This window comes from Streptomyces sp. NBC_00513 (assembly GCF_041431415.1).
Lineage (GTDB): Bacteria > Actinomycetota > Actinomycetes > Streptomycetales > Streptomycetaceae > Streptomyces.
Map to the genome: position 1 here is coordinate 5920627 of NZ_CP107845.1, position 25859 is coordinate 5946485.

The window sequence follows — 25859 nt, forward strand, 5'->3', positions numbered from 1 at the left end:
GCTGGGGATGGGGGCCACGGCCTGGCGGGTGTGATTCGGCCGTGGCAGGGTGCGCCGGCTAGGCGGGGAAGGGCGCCGGCTCCGGGTACTCGATCGGGAAGTCGGCGACTCCACGACGGTAGAGATCGTTCGCGGCGTCGTTGAAGCGAACGACCGACGGCGGGTACTCCGCGCCGAGGAGGTACTCCTTGAGCTGCTCCCGGTAGGGGGCCATGTGGTCCTCGGTCGGGTTCAGCATCGCCTCGATCGCCTCGGACAGGCCGTTGCAGTCGGCGTCGAGCAGGTACGAGGCGTACGCCGTGCGCTGCTCGTTGCGGAACTCCTGGTCCGGCAGACCGTCGAGGTTGAAGATCGCGTACGGCTTGAGGGTGGCGACGAAGTCGGACACCACGCTCGACATGTCGCCGATGAGCAGGTCGGAATGGTTGAAGCAGTCGTACAGCGCGGGGATCCGGTTCGTCACCACATGGTGCGCGGCGTCGGGCATCGCGCTCCAGTACAGGGTCCCGGCCTGGTTGCGGCTGCGCCGGATGCGGGCGGTCCGCTCCTCTTCGCTGAGGTCGGGGTACGGGGAACGGACACCGCGCTCGGAGAGGTCGGCGATGCGCTGGTCGAGGCGGGCCAGCTTGCGGCTCGCGGCCTTGGAGTCGCTCACGTTGCGGCCGAAGCGCCGGGCGTTGTCCTCCTCCAGGAGGGCGATGACGCGTCGGTGCGCGGCGGCGGCCTGCGGCGAGCGGGAACCGGTCAGCGGGTGCGGCTTGTAGATCACACGGATGTCGAGCTCGTGGTCGAGCAGCGCCTGGATCAGCTTCTCGCCGGCCGGCAGCACCGAGGTGTAGCAGGCGTCGTCGGTCCAGCCCTCCCAGGTGGGGGCGTAGATGACGGTGGGCACGGGGTTGACGGCCCGGCCCGTCCAGCGGTGCAGGGGCATCAGCTGGGGCCGGCCGACCTCGACGATCTGGTTGTGCGTCACCGCGTGCTTGATGCGCTCGTAGCGGTCGCGGCCTGCCCGGCCGGCCACCCAGATCTCGTCGAAGACCTTGCTGACGCGGTTGCTGCTGGCGAGCTTGTCGCTGTCGCCGTGGCCGATGAAGACGTGCTTGACCTCGGCGCGCTGGAGCATGTGCACGTTCTTGCCCGCGTTGCCGGGGTAGAGGGCGACGCGGAGTTCGTGCATCTCGATGCGCGCGAGGTTGTCCGCCTTGGGCACGCAGATGACGGGAACCGACGTGGCGTCCAGGTAGCGCAGGGTGGCCCGCTCGCGCAGCACGATGAGGGGCCGAAGGTCCAACGCCTCCAGGGCCTCCAACCACATGTTCACCTGGTACATGAAGTCTTTGGAGATGGCGGCGAAGGTGAAGTAAAGGGCGACCTGGGGGCGGTATTCGGCCAGCTGGTGGTTCAGCTCGTCGATGGCCTCGTCGGTGGTGGGCAGCTTGAGCGCGTTGCGCGCGTCGGGCAGCAGCACCAGGAGGGACAGGTAGGCGAGGAAGACCGTGATGATCATCCCGTACGTGACCCAGCGCCAGTTGTCGGTCGCGATGGTGGCGAGGGCCCCGGCCACCAGGGGGATGTCCAGGTGCAGCGTCTTGCGGACGTGCTTGTCCACCAGGAACGGGTGCGGCATGCGACGGATGCCCAGCGCGTCCAGGTCCAGCCCGCGGGTGGTGAAGGGCAGTTCATTGCGCTGCTTGCGGACGTGCTTGAGGAGCGCGCCGTAGGCGAGTTGCAGGATGAACAGGAGGAGCAGGCCGATGGTCGTCATCTGTGCCACGAACGACTCGATGTCGGCGATGGCCCCGCACAGGCCCAGCAGCAGGAACTGCCGGATCAGGAAGCGCATGGTCAGGCCGAAGCGAGAGTCGCGCAGCCGCTCCAGGGTGGTCGACTCGGTGCTGTGCAGCATCAGGTCGGCCGCGTAGCTGAGGGCCGCGCAGTAGGCGAACATCGGCAGGGAGACGGTCGCGACCGCCGCCATCATCCCGAGGAAGCTGAGGATGAGCCCGGCGCTGATCAGAACGCCGGTGACGGCGTGCAGTCGTTTGGGGCCCATCGTGGGAGGCCTCCCCGTGGAGGTGTTGAGATTCGGCGGAAGTGTCGCAGTAGTATAAGCAGCCGTATGGACGAGTTAAGAACACGAGGTGACGCTCGGGCCAATGATTGGTGGCTCTTGTGGGCACACCTGTGGCCTTCGTCCCTCAAGGTCCGATTGTTCACCCCGTAAAGCGATACACCGTCAGCTCGCGCCGGTCTTCCGCCTTGATGGAAAAGCCCACGCACAATGCGGGGCGGGAATCCGCGGAACCGATCGCCATTCCCTCCGGCTCCCGGAAGGGCAGATCCGGTGCCACGGTGACCTTGTGTCGGCCCTGAGCGCGCCCCGTACGAATGTCGATCGCCGAGACGTGCGTGTTTCCGCCGGACTTCCGCGGATTGTTCCCGTCCTTGGTCGTGTACGGGCGGCCGGTGAGGATGTAGACGAAGTTCCCGTGCAGGGCGCAGCCCTGGAACCACTCCTCTTCCTTCACCTGGACACCGGCCCGCACGGCGTGCACGGGGTCGAAGCGACCGGCGAGGAAGTCCGCCATCCCGTACACGGACAGCCGGTGTTCCCCGTCCAACTCGTGGCTCACCAGCACGCGCCCACCCGCCAGGTCGAGCGCGGGGGACACGTCGGACGCGCCCGGGACCGGATCGTAGTGCGGGACCCGCCGGTCGGACCCGTCGACCACACCGCCGTCGTCGAACAGCACACGGGCGACCTGCGTTCCGTAGCCGCTGTCCGCGTCGGGCCTGCTCTCCACCCATATGTAGGTGTGCTTGCCGGCGGGCTCGACACCGAAGGAAATTCCATGCCCGAAGCCGCGGAGATACATGTGCCCGAGAGATATCCCCGTACTGCTCAACCGGGTCAGGCACATATCGCCGGCGGTCTTTCGGTCGCCGGAAGCGAGTGGCTCCGACTCGTCTTCCAGTCGAATGCCGCTTTGCATGGTCTGAAGGGTGTAGACCAAACCGTTGGCATCGTCGAAGGCGAACGACTGCGGACCCGTCGTATTGAATAGCGGCGTCGGCGCCAGCAGTTCGGCGCCCGTCCGCATGTCGAAGTCCCCGGCCGTCGGCTGAGGGTCGGGCTCCTCCTGGTCGGGCTCGTCCGGTTCCGACGAGAGCGCCCACGTCAGACCGCTCGCGGCCAACCCGGCGGCGACCGCGCCGCCGCCGAACATCAGGGTCCGGCGGCTGAAAAGTGTCGTGTCATCCGCCATGCAGACATTCTGCCGGCCCCCGTACGAGCCGACGTCGCCGCCCCCGTGCAAGACCCCGCGGGGCCCCGCCACCGGCGGAAACGGCGGAGTCGGCGGAAACGGCGGAAACGGCGGACGCCCGCCCCCGCTCGGGGGACGGGCGTCCGTCACGCGCGTCGGGGACGCGACGGTCAGACCGGGACGCTCGCCAGACCCGGGGCGAGGAACTTCTTGCCGTTCACCCGCTCCGATACACCCTCGCGGTCCAGGTACGGCGTCACGCCGCCCAGGTGGAAGGGCCAGCCGGCGCCGGTGATGAGGCAGAGGTCGATGTCCTGGGCCTCGGCCACGACACCCTCCTCCAGCATCAGACCGATCTCCTGCGCCACCGCGTCCAGGACGCGGTCACGGACCTGCTCCTCGGTCAGGACGCTGTCGCCCTGGACCAGGAGCGCGGCGACCTCGGGGTCGAGCTCCGGCTTGAAGCCGTTCTCCGCGTTGTAGACGTAGAAGCCGCGCTTGCCCGCCTCGACGACCCGCTTGAGGTTGGGGGAGACGGTGAAGCGCTCCGGGAAGGCGCGGTTCAGGGTCTCCGAGACGTGCAGGCCGATCGCCGGACCCACGAGCTCCAGGAGCACCAGCGGCGACATGGGCAGGCCGAGCGGCTCGATCGCCTTCTCGGCGGTGACCACCGGGGTGCCCTCGTCGATGACGTTCTGGATCTCGCCCATGAAGCGGGTCAGGATGCGGTTCACCACGAACGCCGGGGCGTCCTTGGTGAGGACCGCGGTCTTCTTCAGCTTCCGCGCGACACCGAAGGCCGTGGCCAGCGAGGCGTCGTCGGTCTGCTCACCGCGGACGATCTCCAGCAGCGGGAGGATCGCGACCGGGTTGAAGAAGTGGAAGCCGACCACGCGCTCCGGGTGCTGGAGCTTCGAGGCCATCTCGGAGACCGACAGCGAGGAGGTGTTGGTGGCGAGGATCGCGTGCGCCGGGGCGACCGCCTCGACCTCCGCGAACACCTTCTGCTTGACGGACATCTCCTCGAACACGGCCTCGATGATGAAGTCCGCGTCCGCGAAGCCCTCGGCCTTGTCCAGGACACCGCTCACCAGGGCGGTCAGGCGGTTGGCCTTGTCCTGGTTGATGCGGCCCTTGCCGAGCAGCTTCTGGATCTCGGCGTGGACGTAGCCCACACCCTTGTCCACGCGCTCCTGGTCGATGTCGGTGAGGACCACCGGCACTTCCAGGCGGCGCAGGAAGAGCAGCGCCAGCTGCGAGGCCATCAGGCCCGCGCCGACGACGCCGACCTTGGTGACCGGACGGGCCAGGGACTTGTCCGGGGCGCCGGCCGGGCGCTTGGCGCGCTTCTGGACCAGGTTGAAGGCGTAGATGCCGGAGCGGAGTTCGCCGCCCATGATGAGGTCGGCCAGGGCCGCGTCCTCGGCGTCGAAGCCCTTCTGCAGGTCGCCGTCCTTGGCCGCCTCGATGATCTCCAGCGCCCGGTAGGCGGCCGGGGCCGCACCGTGCACCTTGGAGTCCGCGATGGCGCGGCCGCGGGCGACGGCCGCGTCCCAGCCCTCGGCGCGGTCCACGTCGGCCCGTACGACCTCGGTGGCGCCGTTCAGGACGTTCGCCGTCCAGATCAGCGACTGCTCCAGGAAGTCGGCACCCTCGAACAGGGCGTCGGCGATGCCCAGTTCGAAGACCTGCTTGCCCTTGAGCTGGCGGTTCTGGTTCAGCGAGTTCTCGATGATCACCGAGACCGCGCGGTCCGCGCCGATCAGGTTCGGCAGCAGGGCGCAGCCGCCCCAGCCCGGTACCAGACCGAGGAAGACCTCGGGCAGCGAGAAGGCCGGGATGGCCTTGGAGACGGTGCGGTAGGTGCAGTGCAGGCCCACCTCGACACCGCCGCCCATGGCCGCGCCGTTGTAGTACGCGAAGGACGGGACGGCCAGCGCCGACAGGCGCTTGAACACGTCGTGGCCGCCCTTGCCGATGGCGAGCGCCTCGTCGTGCTTCTTCAGCAGCTCGACACCCTTGAGGTCGGCGCCGACCGCGAAGATGAACGGCTTGCCGGTGATGCCCGCGCCGACGATGGAGCCCGCGAGGGCCTCCTGCTCGACCTGGTCGATCGCCGCGTTCAGGTTGGCGAGGGACTGGGGGCCGAAGGTGGTCGGCTTGGTGTGGTCGAAGCCGTTGTCCAGCGTGATGAGCGCGAAGCGCCCGGCGCCGAACGGCAGGTCCAGGTGGCGGACGTGCGCGGACGTGACGACCTCGTCCGGGAACAGCTCGGCCGCGCCCTTCAGGAGCTCAGCGGTGGTGCTCACTTGGAGTCTCCCTCGGCGTTGAAGTTCGGGTTCTCCCAGATGACCGTGGCGCCCATGCCGAAGCCGACGCACATGGTGGTCAGGCCGTAGCGGACGTGCGGCTGCTCCTCGAACTGGCGGGCCAGCTGCGTCATCAGACGGACGCCGGAGGAGGCGAGCGGGTGACCGAAGGCGATGGCGCCGCCGTACTGGTTCACGCGGGAGTCGTCGTCGGCGATGCCGTAGTGCTCCAGGAACGCGAGGACCTGGACCGCGAACGCCTCGTTGACCTCGAAGAGACCGATGTCATCGATCGTCAGACCGGCCTGGGCCAGGGCCTTCTCGGTGGCGGGGATCGGGCCGTAGCCCATGACCTCCGGCTCGACACCGGCGAAGGAGTACGCGACCAGGCGCATCTTGACCGGGAGGTTGTTTTCCCGGGCGAAGTCCTCGGACGCGATGATCGCGGCGGTGGCACCGTCGTTGAGACCGGCGGCGTTGCCCGCGGTGACCCGGCCGTGGGTACGGAACGGGGTCTTCAGGCCGGCCAGGTTCTCCAGCGTGGTGCCCGGACGCATCGGCTCGTCGGTGGTGACCAGGCCCCAGCCCGTCTCGCCGGCGGCCTCGTTGGTGTTGCGCACCGAGATCGGGACCAGGTCCTGCTGGATCTTGCCGTCGGCGTACGCCTTGGCGGCCTTCTCCTGCGAGCGCACGGCGTACTCGTCGGCGCGGAGCTTGGTGATCGTCGGGTACCGGTCGTGCAGGTTCTCGGCGGTCATGCCCATGAACAGGGCGGACTCGTCGACCAGCTTCTCGGAGACGAAGCGCGGGTTCGGGTCGACGCCCTCACCCATGGGATGGCGGCCCATGTGCTCGACACCGCCCGCGAGGGCGACGTCGTACGCGCCGAAGGCCACGCCGCCCGCGACGGCGGTCACGGCGGTCAGCGCGCCGGCGCACATGCGGTCGATGGAGTAGCCGGGCACGGACTGCGGGAGGCCCGCCAGGATGCCGGCGGTGCGACCCAGGGTCAGACCCTGGTCACCGATCTGCGTGGTCGCGGCGATGGCGACCTCGTCGATCTTCGCGGGGTCCAGGTCCGGGTTGCGGCGCAGCAGCTCCCGGATCGCCTTGACGACGAGATCGTCGGCGCGGGTCCCGTTGTAGATGCCCTTCGGGCCCGCCTTGCCGAACGGGGTGCGGACGCCGTCGACGAAGACGACGTCCCTGACGGTACGAGGCACGTTGGCTCTCCTCCAGGTGCGGGTGTGCACTGCTGCGCGGGGGCGCGGTCGGCGTTGTTTGCTGAGCGCCCGCTCACCTGCCCCATGCTACTTGCGGGTAACCAATGTGCACACCCTCTCCGGGAGGAGCGGCGAAGGTCACACTCCCGCCGCCGGCTCTCATCGGCGGCGGTGACGAAGGAAGCCCCCCGGCCGGGGCCGGGGGGCTTCCTTCGTCGTCCAGGGGTCAGTCGGTGGCGGCGAGCGCCTCGACCAGCGCCGGGGTCACCTGCTCGATCTGCCAGGTCCGGGCTCCGTGGGCCGCCAGGGCCTCGGACACCGTGTCCGCCTCCAGGCGCTGCGGCGGCTCCCAGCACAGTCTGCGGACCGTGTCCGGGGTGATCAGGTTCTCCTGGGGCAGGTTCAGCCCCTCGGCGAGCGCCGTGACGGCGGCCCGGGCCGCCGAGAGCCTGGCGGCGGCGGCCGGGTCCTTGTCGGCCCAGGAACGCGGCGGCGGCGGGCCGGCCGGGGTCGCGCCCGGCTGAGGCAGTTCGTTCTCGGACAGCGCCTTGGCCCGGTCCACCGCGGCCATCCACTGTTCCAGCTGGCGCCGGCCCATCCGCTGCCCGTAGCCGGGAAGGGCGGACAGCGCGCTCGCGTTGAGCGGCATGGCCAGCGCGGCCTCGACGATCGCCGCGTCGCCCAGCACCTTGCCGGGGGACACGTCGCGCCGCTGCGCGATCCGGTCGCGGGACTCCCACAGCTCGCGCACGACGGCCATCTGCCGGCGGCGGCGCACCTTGTGCATGCCGGAGGTGCGGCGCCACGGGTCCTTGCGCGGGGGCGCGGGCGGGGCGGAGGCGATGGCGTCGAACTCCTGGTGGGCCCAGTCCAGCTTGCCCTGCCGGTCCAGTTCCTTCTCCAGCGCGTCCCGCAGGTCCACCAGCAGTTCCACGTCCAGGGCGGCGTAGCGCAGCCACGGCTCCGGGAGGGGGCGGGTGGACCAGTCGACGGCGGAGTGGCCCTTCTCCAGCGTGTAGCCGAGCACGCTCTCGACCATCGCGCCGAGTCCGACCCGCGGGAAGCCCGCCAGCCGGCCGGCCAGTTCGGTGTCGAACAAGGAGGTGGGGGCCATGCCTATTTCGCGCAGGCACGGCAGGTCCTGGGTGGCGGCGTGCAGGATCCACTCGGTCCCGGACAGCGCCTCGCCAAGGCTGGAGAGGTCGGGGCAGCCGACCGGGTCGATCAGCGCCGATCCCGCTCCTTCGCGGCGCAACTGCACCAGGTAGGCGCGTTGCCCGTAGCGGTAGCCGGAGGCGCGCTCGGCGTCGACGGCGACGGGGCCGGTGCCCGCGGCGAAGGCCGCGACCACCTCGGCGAGGGACTCCGCGTCGGCGACCACCGGGGGGATGCCCTCGCGGGGCTCCAGCAAGGGAACGGGCAACCCATCGGACGAAACCTCTTCGTCCGGGGGGCCGCCCCCGGTGGTGGTGCGCAGGTGTGCTGCGGTCTCTTGGGCGTCGGTCACCGGTCAAGGGTATCCGTGGATGTGGCGCGCCCGTCGCCGGAACGTTCCGGCGACGGGCGCGAGGGTGAGACCTGGTGAAGCGCGGGGGTGGGGACGGGGTGCGGCGGGAGGGAGAGGACGGGGTGGGCTCGAACGTGTCCCGGGGTTTCCCCGGGTCGTCCCCCGGGAGCCACCGGGCGGGGTCAGTGGATGATTCCGGTCCGCAGGGCGACGGCGACCATCCCGGCCCGGTCGCCGGTGCCCAGCTTGCGGGCGATCCGGGCGAGGTGGGACTTCACGGTCAGTGCGGACAGGCCCATCGAGACGCCGATGGCCTTGTTGGACTGGCCCTCCGCGACGAGGCGCAGGACCTCGACCTCGCGGCCGGAGAGCTCTCGGTAGCCGCCCGGGTGGCTCGGGGCACCCGGGGGGCGGCGGTGCATGCGGGCGGCGGCGGCACCGATGGGGGCGGCGCCGGGCCGGGTGGGGAGCCCGATGTTGGTCCGGGTGCCGGTGACGACGTAGCCCTTCACTCCGCCCGCGAGGGCGTTGCGGACGGCGCCGATGTCATCGGCGGCGGACAGGGCCAGGCCGTTCGGCCAGCCGGCGGCACGGGTCTCGGAGAGCAGGGTGAGACCGGAACCGTCGGGCAGGTGTACGTCGGCCACGCAGATGTCGCGCGGGCTGCCGACGCGGGGGCGGGCCTCCGCGATGGACGACGCCTCGATCACATCACGTACTCCGAGGGCCCACAGATGGCGGGTCACGGTGGAACGGACGCGCGGGTCGGCCACGACGACCATGGCCGTCGGCTTGTTCGGGCGGTAGGCGACCAGGCTTGCGGGCTGCTCGAGAAGAACGGACACCTAGGCCTCCTGGGGGAGTGGCGGAACGTCTCGGCCGGGGGAAGGGAAGCCGGTGCGCTCCGTGCTGATGGTCATTGACTCCTTCGGCACGTCACCCGCCCGGCTTTAGGGAATGATCACGATTTGGTGAGTAACAATTCGGGCAATTCGGACGCACGATCGATCAATGGATGATCAGAAGCCCGCAACGAATGCACGTTCTGGCACTCCGATGCGGGCTCGATCGGTCGACCCGACCCGGGGCGCCACCCCGGGGAGCCCCCGGACGGGGCCCGCGGTGCGGCCGAGCGGCCCCTTGACTACGGGTGGTGCGGACCGCGCCGCTGTGGCAGGGACACCACGCCGGTGACGGTGTCGGTGGGGCCGACCGGCGGCAGCCCCGCGATTTGACACAGCAGCTCGCACCAGGCCGACAGGTGAGCCGAGGTGTCCGGCACCCCGCCCACCCCCTCGCGCGGCGTCCACGAGGCCCTGATCTCGATCTGAGTGGCCGGCCGCCGCTCCGAGAGCCCGCCGAAATAGTGCGAGCTCGCCATGGTCACCGTCCCGCTGGGCTCGCCGTACGTCAGCCCGCGCGCCTCCAGCGCCCCCGTCAGCCAGGACCAGCACACCTCGGGGAGGAGCGGGTCCGCGGCCATCTCCGGCTCCAGTTCCGCCCGTACCAACGTCACCAGGCGGAAGGTGCCCTGCCATGCGTCGTGCCCGGACGGATCGTGCAGCAGGATCAGCCGGCCGTCGGCCAGGTCGTCCTCGCCGTCGACGACCGCCGCCTCCAGCGCGTAGGCGTACGGGGCGAGTCTCTGCGGCGGCTTGGTGGGGTCGATCTCGATCCCCTGCCGCAGCCGCGCCTTCTTCAAGCCGTCGACCGCCCGCCGGAACGGGAGCGGGACGGAGCTCTCCTTCGCGCTGTCCACACCGTCAGCGCCATCTGAAAATCGTCCCTGAGCCGCAGCCATGCGGGGAAGACTAGGCGGAACGAGCGGCCGGACTGCGCAGGGACACCCGCGCCGGGTCGGGCACTTCTTCGTACGTGCGAAGATTTGGGTCGTGAGCGCCAACGACCGCCCCAAGGGCCAGCCGAGTCAGACGCACGATTCCGCCTTCCTGAAGGCGTGCCGGCGGGAGCCGGTTCCGCACACCCCGGTGTGGTTCATGAGGCAGGCGGGACGCTCACTCCCGGAGTACCGCAAGCTGCGCGAGGGCACGCAGATGCTGGAGTCCTGCATGCGGCCCGACCTGGTCACCGAGATCACCATGCAGCCCGTGCGGCGGCACGGCGTGGACGCCGCGATCTTCTTCTCCGACATCGTGGTCCCCCTCAAGGCGATCGGCGTCGACCTCGACATCAAGCCGGGCATCGGCCCCGTCGTGGCCCAGCCGATCCGCCGCCGCGAGGACCTCGCACAACTGCGCGACCTCACTCCGGAGGACGTCTCGTACGTCACCGAGGCGATCGGCATGCTCACGGGTGAATTGGGCTCCACGCCGTTGATCGGCTTCGCCGGCGCGCCTTTCACCCTCGCGAGCTACCTCGTCGAGGGCGGCCCCTCGAAGAACCACGAGCACACCAAGGCCCTCATGTACGGGGACCCGCAGCTCTGGGCCGACCTGCTGGACCGCCTCGCCGAGATCACCTCGGCCTTCCTCAAGGTCCAGATCGAGGCCGGTGCCTCGGCGATCCAGCTCTTCGACTCCTGGGTCGGCGCGCTCGCCCCCGCGGACTACCGCCGCTCGGTGATGCCGGCGTCGGCGAAGGTCCTGGAATCCGTGGCCTCGTACGGCGTCCCGCGCATCCACTTCGGCGTGGGCACGGGCGAGCTGCTCGGCCTGATGGGCGAGGCCGGCGCGGACGTCATGGGCGTCGACTACCGGGTCCCGCTCGACGAGGCCGTGCGCCGCGTCGGCCCCGGCAAGGCGCTCCAGGGCAACCTGGACCCGGCGGTCCTCTTCTCCACCACGGAGGCCGTGGAGGCCAAGACCCGCGAGGTCCTGGACGCCGCCGCCGGCCTGGAGGGCCACATCTTCAACCTCGGTCACGGCGTCCTGCCGACCACCGACCCCGACGCCCTGACCCGCCTGGTGGAGCACGTCCACACCAGCACCCGGCGCTGACGCGGGGCCCTTCACCGGGCCGCGTCGCCATCGCGTGACCACAGGAGCCCCGCCCGTCGTCGACGGGCGGGGCTCCTGTGCGTGGCGGGGTCAGACGCCGGCCGAGCGGACCGCGGTGACCGCCTTGCGGGCCGCCACCAGGATCGGGTCCCAGACCGGGGAGAACGGCGGCGCGTAGCCCAGGTCCAGCGAGACGACCTGGTCCACCGTCATGCCGGCCGTGAGGGCCACGGCCGCGATGTCGACGCGCTTCGCGGCGCCGGCCCCGCCCACGATCTGGACGCCCAGCAGCCGGCCCGTGCGGCGCTCCGCCAGCATCTTCACCGTCATCTCGGTCGCGCCCGGGTAGTAGCCCGCCGTGTTCGTCGAGCGGATCGTCGCCGTCACGAAGCGCAGGCCCGCCTCCCGCGCGTCGCGTTCACGCAGCCCCGTGCGGGCGATCTCCAGATCGCACACCTTGCTCACCGCGGTGCCGACCACTCCCGGGAAGGTCGCGTAACCGCCCCCCACGTTCGAGCCGATGACCTGGCCGTGCTTGTTGGCGTGCGTGCCCAGGGGGATGTGCCGCGGGCGGCCCGCCACCAGGTCCAGGACCTCCACGCAGTCGCCGCCCGCCCAGATGTCCTCGTGGCCCCGGACCCGCATCGAGAGGTCCGTCAGCAGCCCGCCCGAGTCGCCCAGGGGAAGACCCGCCGCGCGGGCCAGGGCCGTCCGGGGCTCCACGCCCATGCCCAGCACCACCACGTCGGCCGGGTACTCGTCCCCCGCCGCCGTGGCCACCGCGCACGCGCGGCCGTCCTCGTCCGTGAGGATCCCCGTCACCTCGGCGCGGGACACCGTACGGATGCCCATGCCGTTCATCGCCGTGTGGACGAGGCCGCCCATGTCCGGGTCCAAGGTGGCCATCGGCTGCTCGCCCCGGTGCAGGACGGTGACCTCGAAGCCCCGGCCGACCAGCGCCTCCGCCATCTCCACGCCGATGTAGCCCGCGCCGACCACGACCGCCCTGCGGCCCTGCGTGCGCTCGAGTCCGTCCATCAGGCGCTGCCCGTCGTCCAGGGACTGGACCCCGTGGACCCCGTGCGCGCCGATGCCGGGCAGCCGGGGGCGGATCGGGCGGGCGCCCGTCGCCAGGACGAGCTTGTCGTACGCCGTCCAGGACTCGACGCCCGAATCCAGGTCCCGGGCGCGGACGCGCCGGCCCGCGAGATCCAGCTCCACGACCTCGGTCCGGATGCGCAGGTCGATGTCCCGGGCGCGGTGCTCCTCGGGCGTGCGGGCGATCAGCTCGTCCCGGCCGGCGACCTGCCCGCCGATCCAGTACGGGATCCCGCACGCGGAGTACGAGGTGAAGTGCCCCCGCTCGAAAGCGGTGATCTCCAGCTCCGCCGGGCCCTTCAGCCGCCGGGCCTGTGACGCGGCGGACATGCCCGCCGCGTCACCGCCGATCACCACCAGTCGTTCCGCCGCCATCGTCCGCACCGTCCTCCACCGCCGCCGTCAGGTGGGGGACACGCTACGGGCCCTCGCCCGAAAGGGTGTTCCCTCAACGGTCGGAGTCGGCCCCGGCGTCGGAGTCGGCCGTCTCGGGGGAGTCCGCGGCCCGCGACTGCTGCGCCGGCACCGTCACCCACTTGCGGGTCAGACCCGTCCTCGGCGTCGCCGGGCGGAACCGGCGGTACACCCGGACGCCCACCGCCACCAGCGCCGCCGCCAGCGCGAACGGCAGCACGGCGCCCACGGCCAGGGCCAGGTACCGCACCAGGGTCGTGAAGACGTCCCAGCCGCCGCGCAGCGCGTCCATGAACGCCGGCTCGTCCTTCTCCTTCTTCTCGGGGGCCGCCCGCTTCGGGGCCGGCTCCGAGACCTCCAGGGTGATCGTGCCGAGCGCGGTCTGGTCCTTCAGCGCCGTCTGCTGGGCCAGCAGCGACTCCAGGTCGGACTGACGCCGGCTCAACTCGCTCTCCAGCATGACCACGTCGGAGAGCGCCGAGGCCTTGTCCATCATCTCCCGCACCCGCGCCACACTGGCCTGCTGCGACCGGACCCGGCTGTCGACGTCCGCGACCTTCTCCGTCACGTCCTGCGCCTCGACCTTGCGGTTCAGCAGCTTCCCGCCGCCCTCCAGCGCGCCCAGGACGGAGTCGAAGCGCTCGCCCGGCACCCGCAGGGTCACCGTCGAGGTCATCCGGCCGTCGTCGTCGCGCCGGGTGGACTCGTTGCCGACGTACCCGCCCGCGTTCTCGGCCGCCGTACGGGCGGCGGAGAGCGCCTTCTGCGCGTTCGTCGTCTCGATCGCCAGGGTCGCCGTACGGATGATGTGCGGGCGGACCGTCACCGGCTTCTGACCCGCGTCCGCCCCCGCCGAGGGGGCCGCCGCCCCGGGCTTGCCCTGGGCCGCGCCCTGCTGCGGGGCGGCCTCGCGCGGTCCGACCGCGGCCTTGTCGGCGGACGACGAACGGGCCTCGTCGCCGGAGGAGGCCGAGCAGCCGGTGAGCGCGAGGGCCCCGGCCAGGGAGAGGGCGGCCAGGGCCGCCGCCGTGCGGTTTCCGTGGGTGGTCCCGCGTGTGGTGCCCATCAGTGATACCCCCGAGGTTCGGCCGTCGTTGCCCGTTCGACGTCCAGGGTCCGGTCGAGGGTTTCGCTTCCGCGGTCCCGAGGTGATCCCGATGCGGTCACGGTCCGGCCTCGTTGATCGATCTGAGACGATGTGTCCATGCACGAAGCGGACACGCGTACGGATCGACCGGCCCCCACCGGTCACGTCGTCGTCATCGGCGGCGGTATCGCGGGCCTCGCGGCCGCCCACCGACTCCTCGCCGACGGGCTCCGCGTCACCCTCCTGGAAGCCGGGCCGCGCCTCGGCGGCAAACTGCGCGCCGGTGAACTCGCGGGCCTGCCCGTCGACCTCGGCGCCGAATCGGTGCTCGCCCGCCGCCCCGAGGCGGTCGCCCTCGCCCAGGCCGTCGGGCTCGGGGACGCCCTCCAGCCGCCCGCCACCGCCACCGCCCACCTGTGGACCCGGGGCGCGCTGCGCCCCATGCCGCGCGGCCACGTCATGGGCGTGCCCGGCGACGTGGGCCCGCTCGCCGCCTCCGGTGTGCTGTCCGCCGAGGGCCTGGCCCGGATCGAGGCCGAACACGCGCTGCCGCCCGCCGAGATCGGCGAGGACGTCGCCGTCGGCGAGTACGTCGCCGCACGGCTGGGCCGCGAGGTCGTCGACCGTCTGGTGGAACCGCTGCTGGGCGGTGTCTACGCGGGCGACGCCTACCGCATCTCGATGCGCGCCGCCGTCCCCCAGCTCTTCGAGGCGGCCCGCGCCCACGCGCTGCTCGGCGACGGGGTACGGGAGATCCAGCGCCGGGCGGCGGCACAACCCGGCCCCGCCGGGCCGGTCTTCGCCGGCATCGCCGGCGGCATCGGGCGGCTCCCGCTCGCCGTGGCCGACGCGTGCCGCGCCGCCGGGGCGCGGATCTCGTCCGACACCCCCGTGCGCGAGATCGTCCGTACGGCCGAAGGCTGGCGGGTGATCGCCGGATCCGAGGTCATCGAGGCCGACGGGGTGGTCCTGGCCGTCCCGGCCGGGGCCGCGGCCCGGCTGCTCGACGACCTCGCGCCCACCGCGGCCGTCGAACTGCGCGACGTCGAGTACGCCTCCATGGCCCTGGTCACCATGGCCTTCCGGCGTTCCGACCTGCCCGCCGCCATCGCCGACGGCGGCGCCAGCGGATTCCTCGTACCGCCCGTGGACGGCCGGACCATCAAGGCGTCCACCTTCTCCTCCAACAAGTGGGCGTGGGCCGGGGCCGACCCCGACCTGTTCCTGCTGCGGACCTCCGTGGGCCGGCACGGCGACGAGGGCGTCCTGACGCGCGACGACGCCGACCTGGTCGAGATCTCACTGGGGGACCTCGGCGCCGCCGTGGGCCTCGCGGCCCGGCCCGTCGCCTCCACCGTCACCCGCTGGAACGCGGGACTGCCGCAGTACCCGGTGGGCCACCTCGACCGCGTCGCCCGGATCCGGGCCGCCGTCGGCGCCCTGCCGGGCCTCGCGGTGTGCGGAGCGCTGTACGACGGGGTCGGCGTCCCGGCCTGTGTCGCGAGCGCCGGCAAGGCCGCGGACACGGTGCTCGCGGGACTTCGAACGCGTTCGGGACCCCTGGCCACGACCACTGATCAGCACACGGGACAATAGGCACATGACTGCACCAGAGAAGATTCCCAACGCGGGGAAGAAGGCGAAGGACCTGAACGAGGTCATTCGCTACACCCTGTGGTCCGTCTTCAAGCTGAAGGACGTCCTGCCCGAGAACCGCGCCGGTTTCGCCGACGAGGTCCAGGAACTGTTCGACCAGCTGGCCGCCAAGGACATCACCGTCCGCGGCACCTATGACGTCTCCGGCCTGCGCGCCGACGCGGACGTCATGATCTGGTGGCACGCGGAGACCTCCGACGAGCTGCAGACCGCCTACAACCTGTTCCGCCGCACCCGGCTGGGCCGCGCCCTGGAGCCGGTCTGGTCGAACATGGCCCTGCACCGCCCGGCCGAGTTCAACAAGTCGCACATCCCGGCCTTCCTGGCCGACGAGAACCCGCGCGACTACGTCAGCGTGTACCCGTTCGTGCGCTCGTACGACTGGTACCTCCTGCCCGACGAGGACCGTCGCCGCATGCTCAAGGACCACGGCATGATGGCGCGCGGCTACCCCGACGTGCGTGCCAACACCGTCGCGTCCTTCTCCCTGGGCGACTACGAGTGGATGCTGGCCTTCGAGGCCGACGAGCTGTACCGCATCGTCGACCTCATGCGTCACCTGCGTGCCTCCGAGGCCCGCATGCACGTCCGTGAGGAAGTCCCCTTCTACACCGGACGCCGCAAGTCCGTCGCCGATCTGGTGGCCGGACTCGCCTGAGACCTCCCCTGGGGGGAAGGAACCGGAGGAGCGCACCCCTGACACAGGGGCGGGCCTCCGGTGGATCGGGAGGCCCTGCCCCCGAAACGACGCAGCCGGAGATCCGCCCGGAAGTTCAGACGACAGGCGGCAGCAGGGCCCTGGGAGCATTCCCCGGGGCGCGTGTTGCCCCGTCGTCCAGCGACACCGGTGCGGGCTCCGGATGCGGCGCGCACGTCAGATGCCGCCCGCCGGTGTCACCCCTCACCCCTCGGCAAGTACCGCGCCACATGGGCGTCGACGCAGTCGTTGCCGCAGGGGGGTGCGGAATCGATCGGCTCGTCAGGAGCTGCTGGAGCAGCTGGACCCGGACGAGCTGCTGCAACTGGAACTCGACGAGGAACAACTCGAACTCGACGACGAGCAGCTCGAACCCGACGAGGAACAGCTCGAACCGCCCCCTCCGCCGCAGCCGGACCCGGAGGATCCGCAGCCGGACCCGCCGCCGGAGCAACTCGCCCCGCCGCCGCCACAACCCGACCCGGATCCGGAGGATCCACAGCCCGAGGTGCCGGTGGCGCTGCTCGCGCACCACACGAGGACGGGCAGCACGTCGTCCCCCGACCCGGACGAGGAGCGCGACCGGTGCGGGCCCGTCCCGGCCCGGGACTGGGCGGCGGCCAGGCGGGTGCCGCGGGCCGCCGGCACCAGTTGTTGGCGCAGGAACGGGTCGCGCAGGCCCCGCAGCCCGAACAGGGCGGTCTGGACGTGCGGGGTGTGGTCGTTGAGGTAGTGGGCCCGGAACTCGCCGAGCGCGGCCTGCCCCGAGGGGGTGATCCGCCGTCCGGCCCGCTTGGCCGCCACGCCACCGACCACGATCCCGCCCACCAGGGCCGGGAACACCAGCACGATGAACGGCACCTGAGGGCCGGTCGCCAGGGCCCAGGAGACGATGGTGAGGGGTAGCGACAGCACCAGCAGCAGGCCGCACACCGCGGCCTGAACGGTGCCCCGGCGTCGCCAGGTGCGTCCCGTACCGGGTGGGGAGAGGAGCCCCCGGTGGGCCAGGGCGTCCCCGATCTCCTGCACGGCCGCGTCCGACATGGCGGCGTACCGCACCTGGTACAGCCATCCGGACGGAGCCAGTCGCAGCGCCAGCAGGACCGCGCGCTCGGCGGCGTCGTTGGCGCGGGCGCCGGGCCGGGCTTGGACGATGCCCGGGCCGCCGACGACCAGACGGCCGTCGCCGAGCAGCGAGACGAGGGCGCTGTCCACGACCGCGCCGGGCCCGCCCGCCATGAACGCGGCCTCCGACAGGTCGTGCAGTCGCTCGGACGGAGCCGTCGCCGGGGGCCTTGAGGCCCGCAGCCCCCGCAGGAGCAGGACGGTGGAGACGATGACGCCGATCCAGACGGCGAGGGCGAGGATGTTCACGCGGCTCTCCCCACCAGGTTCCGTGCCCAGCGCACGATGCGCAGCGGCGGCCGTGCCCCGGCCCGGTCCCGCCACCAGAGGGTCAGCCGACGGCGGGCGGCCGGGTCGGCGGGAAGGTCCTGGATCAGCAGGTGTTCGGCGAAGTCCAGGGCGTCCCGGCGGTACCCGTCCGTCATGGGGCGGTGGCGCGCGTACCCGAGGAAGGCGGTGCGGTACGCCTCCTCCCCGCCCAGGATCGCGGGCAGTTCGGGCGCCACGTTCGCCACGACCGAGGCCCGCTTGGCGGCCAGTGCCCGCGCCTGCACCCGGATCCGCTGCCGGTCGAAGCCCTCGGGCACCGGCGTGCCGGCCACCAGCGCCGACAACAGCGCGGCCTGCTGCAACCCGACCCGCGTCCGCGCCTGCTCCGGCGGCGCCGGGGTAGGCACGGGGCGGGTGGAGGGGGTGCGCGCACCGGCGGGGCGCGGCCCGGCGGGGCCGGCGTCCAGCACGGCCCGGATCGCGGCGAGTTCGCCCTCCAGTTCGCCCTCGGGCGGGAAGTCGTCGTCCCGCTCCAGCAGCACGCCGGCCGGCTCGAACCGCCGGCGTAGTTCCGCCAGCACGTCCAGCACCACCGGCGGCACGGGGTGCGCGTGCGTGTCGTGCCACACGCCGCCCCGCTCCACGCCGCCGGCGACGTGCACGTACGCCAGGGCCTCCGGCGGGATCGCGTCCAGCACCGCCGCCGGGTCCTCGCCGCGGTTCACCCGGTTCGTGTGCAGGTTCGCGACGTCGATGAGCAGCCGTACGCCGGTGCGTTCCACCAGCTCCGTCAGGAACCGGGCCTCCGTCAGCTCCTCCCCGGGCCACGAGAACAGCGCGGCGATGTTCTCCAGCGCCAGCGGCACCGGCAGCGCGTCCTGGGCGATCCGGACGTTCTCGCACAGCACGTCCAGGGCGTCGCGGGTGCGCGGCACGGGCAGCAGGTGTCCGGCCTCCAACGCGGGCGAGGAGGTGCGTACGAAGGCGATGTGCTCCGTCACCAGCGGCGCCCCCAGGGCCACCGCCCGCTCCCCGAGCGCGGCGAGCTTCCCGGCGTCGGGGCGCTCGGCTCCGCCGAGCCCCAACGAGACGCCGTGCGGGACCACGCGGACGCCCCGGTCGAGTAGCCGCCGGAGCGACGCGGGCAGATGGCCCGGGCAGATGTTCTCGGCCACCACCTCGACCCAATCCAGGCCCGGCAGCCGTTCCACCGCGTCCGCGATCTCAGGCCGCCAGCCGATGCCCACTCCCAGGTGTGCCATGGGCTTCATGTCCCCCGCCCCCTTTCCTCGGTCCCTCTGCCCGTGTCATGGCCCCGACGCAGTCGCGCCAATCCGCAGGAGGGGACGTTCAGAGCAACATTTGAGGTTCCCCGCGGACGGCGGGAGTCCGGATGTCGGGACGGGTGACCCGCGGCGGATGCGCCCCTGCTGCCCGGCGGGTCCCTACAGCCGCGCCCGCAGGGCCGGGTGGTCGGAGACCACCGTGCAGGATCCCGGCGCGATCTCGGTGAAACCGGCGTCCCGGACCACCGGCAGCCCGCTGCCGCTCAGCTCGGCCCACCGCTCGCGCGGGGCGGTCCGTACGGCCAGCCGGAAACCGGAGTCGCGCCACGCGGCGCGTTCGGCGGGCCCCAGCTCCCACCACGCCAGCTGGGCGGCGTGCCCGGCCTGGGCCATCGCCTTGCCGGCCGACATGTCGAGGTCCGGGTTGAGCCACAGCACCGGTACGCCGGGCGCGGCCGGGGGGACCGGTTCCGGGTCGTCCAGGTCGGTGCCCGACACCTGGAGCTTGGCCAGTTCCTTGGGCCAGCCGTCGAGCGGCACAGGCGGGAAGACGCGCACCTCGACCTCGGACGGCGTCTGCCCGGACGCCCGCGCGGGAGCCCCCGGCGACGTTTCGACGGAGGCCTCCCCGTGTACCGTCACGCCCGGCAGGGTCCCCGCCTTGCGCCACTCCGCCCCGCGCGCCCGTCGGACCACCTTGCGGATCCGGGCGTCCTGCCAGTCCCGTACGGCCTCGGCCCATTCGCCCTCGCCGTGCGCGCGTTCGTCCGTCAGCAGCACCAGCACCGCGCGGGCCGCCGTCTCCAGCGCGGCGGTCCGGGCCGGCGGCGCCACCTTCTCGATCCGCACGACCAACGGCAGCACGAACTGCCGGGCCTCGTCACGGGCGGCGTGCTCCCGCCGGAAGGGACTGTCGGCCCCGACCGCGGGCACGGGGGTGGGGGTGGGGTCCCGGAGGGTGTCCCGCGCGGCCTGGGTGTCGTCGGTGCTCATCCGGCCAAGTTTGCCGGCCTCCGACTCCAGGATGATGTCGCAGGGGTCCCCGGCGGGCGAGGATCGGGCGCATGAAGAGTGATCTTTTCGCGTCCGAGAACCTGGTCCAGTCCGCAGCCGCCCCCGGCATGACCCTGCAGAACGCCAAATCCGTCAAGTACGCCGTCAACGGCGAGATGCTCGCCCGTCAGGGCTCGATGGTCGCCTTCCGCGGCAACCTCCAGTTCGAGCGCAAGGGCCAGGGCATAGGCGGCATGCTCAAGCGCGCCGTCACCGGCGAGGGCCTCGCGTTGATGTCCGTGCGCGGCCAGGGCGAGGCCTGGTTCGCCCACCAGGCCGGCAACTGTTTCATCATCGACTTCGAGCCGGGTGACGCGCTCACCATCAACGGTCGCAACGTCCTGTGCTTCGACTCCGGCCTGTCCTACGAGATCAAGATGGTCAAGGGCGCCGGCATGACCGGCGGCGGCCTCTTCAACAGCCTCTTCACCGGCGTCGGCAAGCTCGCCGTCGTCTGCGACGGCAACCCGATCATCATCCCGGTCACCGCCCAGGCCCCGGTGTTCGTCGACACGGACGCGGTCGTCGGCTGGAGCGCCTCCCTCGACACCGGACTGCACCGTTCCCAGTCCGTCGGCTCGATGATCCGCGGCGGCTCCGGCGAGGCCGTCCAACTCAAGCTCAGCGGCGAGGGCTTCGTCATCGTCCGCCCGAGCGAGGTCACCGAGACGACCGCGGGACATTGAGGTTGACGGAGGTGGGCCGCCGCCACGGCCGGCGGCGGCCCTGGGTGCTGCGCGGCGTCTCGATGGAGCTGCCGCCCGGCGCCCTGATACGCGTCGAGGGCCGCAACGGTGACGGCAAGTCCACCCTGCTGCGGCTCGTCGCCGGCATCGACACCCCCACCGAGGGCCGGATCACCGGCCGCCCGCTCCGCACCGCGTACGTACCCGAGCGCTTCCCGGCCGCGCTGCCGCTCACGGCCGCCGCCTACCTGACCCGCATGGGCGCGGTGCACGGCCTGCCGCGCGCCACCGCGGCCGACCGGGCCGCCGGCTGGCTGGAGCGGTTCGGGGCGGCCGAGTACGCCCGCACCCCGCTCGTCGAACTGTCCAAGGGCTCCGCGCAGAAGGTGGCCGTCGCCCAGGCGCTGCTCGCCGATCCCGCCCTGCTCGTCCTCGACGAGGCCTGGACCGGACTGGACACCGCCGCCCGCGGCGAGCTCGACCGGGCCGTGCTGGAACGAACCGCCGCCGGAGGCACCGTGCTCTTCGTCGACCACGACCCGCGCCGGCTCGTGGGCGCCGCCGACGCGCGCCACCGGATCGAGGACGCCGCGTTGGTGCCCGCCCCGCCGGAGGCCGGCGACGAGGGACCGTGCGTGCGCGTCCACGTGACGGGGCCGCCCGGAGCCACGCCCCCTCCCGGGCTGTCGACCGAACCCGCCCCGGACGGGGGCCTGCTGCTCACGGTGCCCGCCGCGCGGTCCGACGCCGCGCTGCGCGCCCTGCTCACCGCGGACCCGCCCTGGCACGTCCGCGGCGTGCGGGAGCTGCCGTGACCGCCCTGCTCCGCTACCAGGCGGAGCTGCTGCTGCGCTCCCAGCGCTGGCTCGCGCCCGTCCTGCTGTACGCGGCCCTGCCGGCGATCGGGGTCCGGCCCGGGGACCCGATGACCGACTCGCTCGGCCTCGCGTCGGCCGCGCTGGTCCCGGTGGCGGCCTGGCTCGTGCGGGTCTGCGTCGCCGGCGAGCCCGACGCGGCCCGTGACTGCGCCGCCGCCGCGCGGGGGCCCGTGCGGGTCCACGCGGCCGTCCTGCTCACCGCCCTCGGTGGGGCCACGATCATCGGGTGCGCGGGGGCCGCGGTCGTCCTGGCGGTGTGCGCGCCGGCCGCGGCGGGCCGGGGCCCGGCCGCCCTCGCCGGAGCCGGCGCCGTGCTGGTATGCGCGCTGACCGGCACGGCCGTCGGGGCGCTGAGTGGCCGGCCGCTGCTGCGCGGCCCCGGTCTCTCCGTGGCCGCGGCCGGGCTCGGCAGCCTCCTGGCCCTGGTCACGGCCGGTTCCCCGGCCCGCGCCGCGGTGACCGGGCTGGTCACCGGATCGGTGGCCATCCCGGTCGGCGCCCTCGCGGTGGCTGCGGTCGCGGCCGGCGCGGCGGGCGCGGTGGCCTGCCGCGTCGCCGCGCGGCGCGGCTGAGTACGCTCGAAGGCATGGACCAGTCCCAGCAGGAGACCTCGTACTGCCCCGCCCCGGCCGCGCCCGCCGAGTCCGTCGTGGTGCCCGGACCGCCCTACGCGGACTGCCTGGAGTGCGGCAAGCCCACCGAGTACGGGGTCGCGACCCCGGGCGTGGTGCTGTGCCCGGTGTGCGAGTGGCAGGAAGCGCAGCGCACCGCCTGCTCGGGCTGACCCCGTACCCGGACACCCGGTCCGCGGACCGGGTCCCGCTCACTTCCCGATGAGCTCGGACACCTTCACGAAGCGGTAGCCGCGCTTGCGCAGCTCCGGGACGATCGTGTGGATGGCCTCCTCGGTGACCGGTGCGGCGCTGCGCGTGCAGTGCATGACCACCACCGAGCCGGGCTTGACCCCGGCGAGCACCTGCTCGGCCACCGCGTCGGGGTCCTTGGCGAAGGCGTCCCCGCTGACCACGTCCCACTGGACGGCCGTCACCTTGGCCGTGGCGATGGCCCGCAGCGCCTGGTCGTCGTAGCAGCCGCCGGGGAAGCGGAAGTACGGGACGGTGTTGACGGCGCCCGCCGTGCGGAAGGCGGCGAAGGCCCGGTCCACGTCGGCGCGGGCGGCGGCGCCGTCGAGCGTGGGCAGTCCGTAGCAGGGGGACTTGAAGGCGTGGTGGCTGTACGAGTGGTTCGCGATCTCGAAGTTCGGGTCGGTGCCGATCGCCTTCGCCTGGTCCGGGTACTCCTCGGCCCAGCGCCCCGTCATGAAGATCGTCGAGGACACCTTGAGGGTGCGCAGGGTGGAGATCAGCTCGGGGTTGTCGAAACGTTCCCCCGAGGCGGCACGCGGCCCCTGATCGGAGGTCATGTCGGCGTCGAAGGTCAACGCCACCGTCTTTTCGGCCTGCCGCTTCGCCCGTTCGAAGACCGGGGTCAGGCCGTTCGGGCCGGGGGCGATGGTGGGGGCCTTGCCGGGCGCGCCGGGCCGCGGGGCCGCCGAGGAGCCCGGGGTGCCGGGGGAGGTGGAGGGGGACGCGGGGGTCGATGCCGCGGGGGTGCCCATACGGGCCTCGCCGCCGGCCTTCGACGTGCCGGTGCCGCCCGCGCATCCTGCGAGGGCGGCACCGAGGGCGGTCACGACCGCGACGTTGCGCACTGAGGCTGAAATGGTCACATGAGCAAAATATATGACTATGTGGCAAGTAGTCGTTTGCGGCACTCGTCCACGTCGAAGTCACCCTTCGGGTACCGGGGCGCCAAGCCCTCCAGATGCTCCAGCAGCAGGGTGCTGATCGCCCAGTCGCGGTACCACTTGCGGTCGGCGGGGACGACGAACCACGGCGCGGCGTCGGTGGAGCAGCGCTCCAGGGCCAGCTCGTAGGCGTGCCGGTACTCGCGCCACAGCGCTCGCTCCTCGATGTCGCCCTGGTTGAACTTCCAGTGCTTGTCGGGGTTGTCGAGACGCGCCAGGAGCCGCTTGCGCTGCTCCTCGTAACCGATGTGGAGGAACACCTTCACCACCGTCACCCCGTCCTCCGCGAGGGACTGCTCGAACCGGTTGATCTGGGTGTAGCGGCGGCCCAGTTGGCTGCGCGGCACCAGCTCGCGGACCCGGGCGATCAGCACGTCCTCGTAGTGCGAACGGTCGAAGATGCCGATCTCGCCCGGCAGCGGCAGGGCCTGCGTGACGCGCCACAGGAACGGGTGGCTCAGCTCCTCGGGAGTCGGCGCCTTGAACGCCCTGATCCGGCAGCCGGACGGGTTGAACTGGCCGATCACGTGCTTGACCGTGCCGCCCTTGCCACTGGTGTCCATGCCCTGGAGCACGAGCAGCACCCGCCGACGGTCCCCGGCCGTCGACGACGCGTACAGCCGCTCCTGCAGGGAGGCCAGCGGCTCGGCCATCCGGGCGATGGCCTCCCGACCGGCCGCCTTGCCGGCGGGACCGGCCGGGGTGCCGGAGGGGTCGAAACGGCGGAGGTCGAGCCGCTCACCCGCGGGGACCCGCAGGACCTCCCGCAGCGGTGGGGCGCTCCTGGCCCTCGTCCCGTCCCCCCGCCCGGCCTTCCCCTTCCCTTTCTCCTTCCCGTTCCTCTCCTTCTCCTTCTTCCTGCCCCTGGTCCCGGTCTCGTCCTCGGCTCCGGGCGTGCTGTGCTTCCTCGCCACCTCTACCCCAATCGCGTCGGCTCCGTCCGATGGTGCAACACATCGAACGCGCTCGCGATGCGAGGTGGGTGGCTCAGTGCCAGGGGCCGGTCACCGCGAACGTGGTCCCCGGGGCATAGGCGTTGACGTACATCGTCCGCCGGTCGGGCGAGAAGGTGACCCCGGCGAACTCCCCCCACGCAGGGGCGCCGGGCCCGCCGATGTCGTCGGCGTTGCGGGCCATCGGGTAGACCTCCCCGCCGAGGGTCACGCCGAACACGTACTGGGCGCCGCCGCCGTCCTCGCACACCATCAGGCCGCCGTCCGGCGCCAGACAGATGTTGTCGGGGGAGTCCCCGGGCAGTTCCACGTCCGAGGCCGGTCCGAAGAGCACGTCGAGCCGGAGCCGGGCCCGCAGCGGGTCGTAGAACCAGACCTGCCCGTGGTGTTCGGCGCCGGCGCCCTCCCCGGTGCGGGCGTAGCTGGACACGAAGTGGACCCCGCTGCCGCCCCAGTAACAGCCCTCCAGCTTCTGGGCGTGGGTGATCCCGCCCCGGCCGAAGTCCTGGAGGCGGATCGGCGTGTCGGCCGCCGAGGGATCCGGTACGGGAACCCACTCGACCGGGAACTCGGCCCCGGGCTCGTCCACCACGGCCAGGTCCGGAAGCCCCCGGACCCGCAGGGCCTCCAGGGTCCCGCCGGCCCGCAGGGACCCGGGGCCGGCGAGGGGGCGGACGGGCCGGAAGCGGTAGAACAACCCGAAGGGTCGGACGAAGGCGTCCTCGGTCTCGTAGACCACCCCGGTGTACGGGTCCACGGCGACGGCCTCGTGCGCGAAGCGGCCCATCGCGGTCAGGGGGACCGCGCCCGAGCGGAGCGGGTCGACGGGGTCCACCTCGAAGACGAACCCGTGGTCCTCGGTGTACCCGGAGGTACCGGCCCTGTCCTCGGTCTCCTCGCAGCTGAGCCAGGTGTTCCAGGGGGTGCGTCCCCCCGCGCAGTTGACGGCGGTGCCGGCGAGGGCGACGCGTTCGGCGGTCACCCGGCCGGTGCGGTCGAGCTCCAGGACGGTGCAGCCGCCGAGCGCCCGGGGATCGTAGGTCAGCCCCTCGACGGCGGGAACCCGGAGCGCGGCCGTGGTCCGGTTCTCGTGGTTGCGCACCAGGCGTACGGCTCCGCCGGGGCCCGCGGCGAAGGCGGCCATGCCGTCGCAGTTGGCGGGGACGGGGCCCTCGCCGGAACGGAGGGGGTCGCCGGCGCGCGAGAGGACCCGGTACGAGAATCCGGCGGGCAGGTCGAGCAGCCGGTGGGGGTCGGGCACCAGCGGCCCGTACCCCCGGGTCACCGGCTCCGCGTCGGCCGCCCCGGCGAACAGCGCGCCGAGGGATCCGCCGAAGGCGATGCCGATGCCGCCCGCGGTGAGCAGGCTGCGGCGGGTGACGGACATCGGCAACTCCCGGCGGTGGCGTCTGACATGTGACCGGGCCGTGTTACCACGCGGCCCGCCCCGCATCCGCCCGCCGCCGCTCCGACCGGCGGAGCGTCACCCCACCGGGTGCCCGCCGCGCTCCCGTCGACGCCCATGACGCGCCCCGGTGCGGGGCGTCGGTCGGGGTGAGCCGGTCGGACGGATCCGGGGGCGGCCCG

22 protein-coding genes are annotated in these 25859 nt (G+C 72.5%); 7 read left to right on the plus strand and 15 right to left on the minus strand.

The genetic code is table 11. The features are described 5' to 3' along the window. Window positions 1–58: 58 nt before the first annotated feature. From OHA84_RS27220 to OHA84_RS27250, 7 genes are all read right to left on the minus strand, one after another. Window positions 59–2053, minus strand: a complete 1995-nt coding sequence (locus OHA84_RS27220) for a hypothetical protein (protein ID WP_053684712.1) — start codon at window positions 2051–2053, stop codon at window positions 59–61. 160 nt (window positions 2054–2213) lie between these two features. After that, on the minus strand, window positions 2214–3266 hold the full coding sequence (locus OHA84_RS27225; protein WP_159041639.1) for a signaling protein: 1053 nt from the start codon (window positions 3264–3266) through the stop codon (window positions 2214–2216). Window positions 3267–3436: 170 nt separating this feature from the next. Then, window positions 3437–5575 carry a 3-hydroxyacyl-CoA dehydrogenase NAD-binding domain-containing protein gene (locus tag OHA84_RS27230; RefSeq protein ID WP_053684716.1) on the minus strand — a complete coding sequence of 713 codons (2139 nt, stop codon included), beginning with the start codon at window positions 5573–5575 and terminating at the stop codon, window positions 3437–3439. Next, window positions 5572–6798, minus strand: coding sequence for an acetyl-CoA C-acyltransferase (locus tag OHA84_RS27235; protein WP_053684718.1), 1227 nt, complete (start codon window positions 6796–6798; stop codon window positions 5572–5574). The genes OHA84_RS27230 and OHA84_RS27235 overlap by 4 nt, the downstream gene beginning before the upstream one ends. Before the next feature lie 226 nt (window positions 6799–7024). After that, complete coding sequence (locus OHA84_RS27240; RefSeq protein ID WP_053684720.1) at window positions 7025–8305, minus strand: ribonuclease D; 1281 nt, start codon at window positions 8303–8305, stop codon at window positions 7025–7027. Between the two features lie 182 nt (window positions 8306–8487). Continuing rightward, window positions 8488–9150, minus strand: a complete 663-nt coding sequence (locus OHA84_RS27245; protein WP_007267191.1) for a response regulator transcription factor — start codon at window positions 9148–9150, stop codon at window positions 8488–8490. Between the two features lie 299 nt (window positions 9151–9449). After that, the gene (locus OHA84_RS27250; RefSeq protein ID WP_053684722.1) at window positions 9450–10106 is read right to left on the minus strand and encodes a DUF3000 domain-containing protein; all 657 of its coding nucleotides are present in this window, start codon (window positions 10104–10106) and stop codon (window positions 9450–9452) included. Window positions 10107–10197: 91 nt separating this feature from the next. Here OHA84_RS27250 and hemE point away from each other — a divergent pair, with 91 nt between their 5' ends. Further along, on the plus strand, window positions 10198–11262 hold the full coding sequence (hemE, locus tag OHA84_RS27255; protein WP_266969358.1) for a uroporphyrinogen decarboxylase: 1065 nt from the start codon (window positions 10198–10200) through the stop codon (window positions 11260–11262). Between the two features lie 90 nt (window positions 11263–11352). Here the strand turns inward: hemE and OHA84_RS27260 are convergent, their stop codons facing one another. Continuing rightward, entirely contained in the window at window positions 11353–12735 is a 1383-nt protein-coding gene (locus tag OHA84_RS27260) for an FAD-dependent oxidoreductase (protein ID WP_266969357.1), read from the minus strand. 73 nt (window positions 12736–12808) lie between these two features. Then, entirely contained in the window at window positions 12809–13840 is a 1032-nt protein-coding gene (locus tag OHA84_RS27265; protein ID WP_266969356.1) for a DUF4349 domain-containing protein, read from the minus strand. Window positions 13841–13978: 138 nt separating this feature from the next. Between OHA84_RS27265 and hemG the strand changes: the two genes are divergently transcribed. Together hemG and hemQ are read left to right on the plus strand one after the other, a co-directional pair. Continuing rightward, window positions 13979–15457, plus strand: coding sequence for a protoporphyrinogen oxidase (gene hemG, locus OHA84_RS27270; RefSeq protein ID WP_053684730.1), 1479 nt, complete (start codon window positions 13979–13981; stop codon window positions 15455–15457). Window positions 15458–15461: 4 nt separating this feature from the next. Continuing rightward, entirely contained in the window at window positions 15462–16175 is a 714-nt protein-coding gene (hemQ, locus tag OHA84_RS27275) for a hydrogen peroxide-dependent heme synthase (RefSeq protein ID WP_053684732.1), read from the plus strand. 321 nt (window positions 16176–16496) lie between these two features. On the opposite strand, the gene OHA84_RS27280 is transcribed toward hemQ, so the two are convergent. From OHA84_RS27280 to OHA84_RS27290, 3 genes are all read right to left on the minus strand, one after another. Continuing rightward, window positions 16497–17588 (minus strand): TIGR04222 domain-containing membrane protein, encoded by a 1092-nt coding sequence (locus tag OHA84_RS27280; RefSeq protein WP_266969355.1) that lies wholly within the window; start codon window positions 17586–17588, stop codon window positions 16497–16499. After that, complete coding sequence (locus OHA84_RS27285; RefSeq protein WP_266950728.1) at window positions 17585–18871, minus strand: DUF692 domain-containing protein; 1287 nt, start codon at window positions 18869–18871, stop codon at window positions 17585–17587. Before OHA84_RS27285 ends, OHA84_RS27280 begins: the two co-directional genes overlap by 4 nt. A gap of 183 nt (window positions 18872–19054) precedes the next feature. Beyond that, window positions 19055–19888 (minus strand): aminoacyl-tRNA hydrolase, encoded by an 834-nt coding sequence (locus OHA84_RS27290; RefSeq protein WP_266969354.1) that lies wholly within the window; start codon window positions 19886–19888, stop codon window positions 19055–19057. 71 nt (window positions 19889–19959) lie between these two features. Between OHA84_RS27290 and OHA84_RS27295 the strand changes: the two genes are divergently transcribed. From OHA84_RS27295 to OHA84_RS27310, 4 genes are read left to right on the plus strand one after another with little or no spacing between them, the layout of a single operon-like run. Continuing rightward, window positions 19960–20634: an AIM24 family protein gene (locus OHA84_RS27295; RefSeq protein WP_053684740.1), complete on the plus strand. Its 675-nt coding sequence runs from the start codon at window positions 19960–19962 to the stop codon at window positions 20632–20634. Further along, the gene (locus OHA84_RS27300; protein WP_266969353.1) at window positions 20631–21449 is read left to right on the plus strand and encodes an ATP-binding cassette domain-containing protein; all 819 of its coding nucleotides are present in this window, start codon (window positions 20631–20633) and stop codon (window positions 21447–21449) included. Before OHA84_RS27295 ends, OHA84_RS27300 begins: the two co-directional genes overlap by 4 nt. Continuing rightward, window positions 21446–22084, plus strand: coding sequence for an ABC transporter (locus OHA84_RS27305; protein ID WP_266969352.1), 639 nt, complete (start codon window positions 21446–21448; stop codon window positions 22082–22084). The genes OHA84_RS27300 and OHA84_RS27305 overlap by 4 nt, the downstream gene beginning before the upstream one ends. 14 nt (window positions 22085–22098) lie before the next feature. Beyond that, window positions 22099–22296, plus strand: coding sequence for a hypothetical protein (locus tag OHA84_RS27310; RefSeq protein ID WP_053684745.1), 198 nt, complete (start codon window positions 22099–22101; stop codon window positions 22294–22296). Window positions 22297–22335: 39 nt separating this feature from the next. Here OHA84_RS27310 and OHA84_RS27315 read toward each other — a convergent pair whose 3' ends face one another. From OHA84_RS27315 to OHA84_RS27325, 3 genes are all read right to left on the minus strand, one after another. After that, the gene (locus OHA84_RS27315; RefSeq protein ID WP_266973935.1) at window positions 22336–23235 is read right to left on the minus strand and encodes a polysaccharide deacetylase family protein; all 900 of its coding nucleotides are present in this window, start codon (window positions 23233–23235) and stop codon (window positions 22336–22338) included. A gap of 23 nt (window positions 23236–23258) precedes the next feature. Next, the gene (locus OHA84_RS27320) at window positions 23259–24089 is read right to left on the minus strand and encodes a PPK2 family polyphosphate kinase (RefSeq protein WP_053684870.1); all 831 of its coding nucleotides are present in this window, start codon (window positions 24087–24089) and stop codon (window positions 23259–23261) included. A gap of 217 nt (window positions 24090–24306) precedes the next feature. Continuing rightward, window positions 24307–25659 (minus strand): alkaline phosphatase PhoX, encoded by a 1353-nt coding sequence (locus OHA84_RS27325; protein WP_266969351.1) that lies wholly within the window; start codon window positions 25657–25659, stop codon window positions 24307–24309. Window positions 25660–25859 lie beyond the last annotated feature (200 nt).

Excerpts from the sequence above, each read along its gene's own strand:
- OHA84_RS27250 (WP_053684722.1), bottom strand. The coding sequence starts at position 10,106 with ATGGCTGCGGCTCAGGGACGATTTTCAGATGGCGCTGACGGTGTGGAC.
- OHA84_RS27290 (WP_266969354.1), bottom strand. The coding sequence starts at position 19,888 with ATGAGCACCGACGACACCCAGGCCGCGCGGGACACCCTCCGGGACCCC.
- OHA84_RS27310 (WP_053684745.1), top strand. The coding sequence starts at position 22,099 with ATGGACCAGTCCCAGCAGGAGACCTCGTACTGCCCCGCCCCGGCCGCG.
- OHA84_RS27260 (WP_266969357.1), bottom strand. The coding sequence starts at position 12,735 with ATGGCGGCGGAACGACTGGTGGTGATCGGCGGTGACGCGGCGGGCATG.
- OHA84_RS27325 (WP_266969351.1), bottom strand. The coding sequence starts at position 25,659 with ATGTCCGTCACCCGCCGCAGCCTGCTCACCGCGGGCGGCATCGGCATC.
- OHA84_RS27285 (WP_266950728.1), bottom strand. The coding sequence starts at position 18,871 with ATGGCACACCTGGGAGTGGGCATCGGCTGGCGGCCTGAGATCGCGGAC.
- hemQ (WP_053684732.1), top strand. The coding sequence starts at position 15,462 with ATGACTGCACCAGAGAAGATTCCCAACGCGGGGAAGAAGGCGAAGGAC.
- OHA84_RS27225 (WP_159041639.1), bottom strand. The coding sequence starts at position 3,266 with ATGGCGGATGACACGACACTTTTCAGCCGCCGGACCCTGATGTTCGGC.
- OHA84_RS27295 (WP_053684740.1), top strand. The coding sequence starts at position 19,960 with ATGAAGAGTGATCTTTTCGCGTCCGAGAACCTGGTCCAGTCCGCAGCC.
- OHA84_RS27220 (WP_053684712.1), bottom strand. The coding sequence starts at position 2,053 with ATGGGCCCCAAACGACTGCACGCCGTCACCGGCGTTCTGATCAGCGCC.
- OHA84_RS27265 (WP_266969356.1), bottom strand. The coding sequence starts at position 13,840 with ATGGGCACCACACGCGGGACCACCCACGGAAACCGCACGGCGGCGGCC.
- hemG (WP_053684730.1), top strand. The coding sequence starts at position 13,979 with ATGCACGAAGCGGACACGCGTACGGATCGACCGGCCCCCACCGGTCAC.